Raw genomic sequence first — 860 nt, forward strand, 5'->3', positions numbered from 1 at the left:
TTCGAGTTCGGAGAAAAGAGATGGAAGAATCAAGGACATGGGGCGTTGTTTACTAAAGCCCCTTAACTCATCTTCCAAATCATCCAGAGGGCGACGTGATAGGTTGTGTAGGGTGGTGACAATGCCGTTTTGATAGAAATCAGCCATAATGATTTTCTCTCTAACTGTAGATAATGTTGTTTACGCCTTGGGCCCAGCCTTTCGGGCCACAATGCTCGCTAACTTGGTAGCCACTAGTACGGGCTAAACTTGGTGGAGCGTGAGCTGGAGAGCGGATAATGAGCGCTCTATCAGCAAGCTCCAACATGGCGACATCATTAAGACTATCGCCAATTGCGAGTGTTTTTAAGTCGCAGGGAATGGAAAAATTAATGAACTGTTTGACCAGCCAAGATAAGGCTCGGCCTTTATCGTGATCTCCGTTCAAGCATAGGAAACGCCCTCCTTGAAGAACGGTGCCTCCCTTATTTTCCAGATAAGTAATGAAGGATTGCTTATCGGAATGATTGCCTAGCCATTGAATTGGCTCACTGTACTCGCGCTCATTCGCTTGCTTGGCTTGCTCGACGCTAAGCCCTGTTAGCTCGGCAAGCGCTTGCTCGCTCATCGCTGCAAAATGGTTAAATTGCTGCGGAAAATCCTTTTTGGCTTGTTCGAGAATACCGAGCCAGTGTTGACGTGTTTCTGATAAGCCATAAACCCAGTATCCGTTTTGCTCGTAGCAAGCTTCTGGTTTACAGGGAAAATAGTCCGTAGGGATCAAGACAGCAGCGCCATTTTCAACAATAAACGGTTGCTGGTTTTTGATTGCTTTTCTGAGCTTGAGCACCTCGGTACGAGTTTTACTGGTGGCAAAAATA

The 860-nt window shown here is 46.5% G+C and carries 1 protein-coding gene and 1 pseudogene; both read right to left on the reverse strand.

Annotated elements, in window-relative coordinates:
- Positions 1 to 147, reverse strand: a pseudogene (locus A3763_RS27740) (glycosyl transferase); the annotation flags it as partial.
- A gap of 13 nt (positions 148 to 160) precedes the next feature.
- Positions 161 to 860: mannosyl-3-phosphoglycerate phosphatase (locus A3763_RS21505; RefSeq protein ID WP_156495239.1), on the reverse strand; the 700-nt coding region annotated here is incomplete at its 5' end.

The sequence above is a fragment of the Oleiphilus sp. HI0128 genome, from assembly GCF_001635365.1.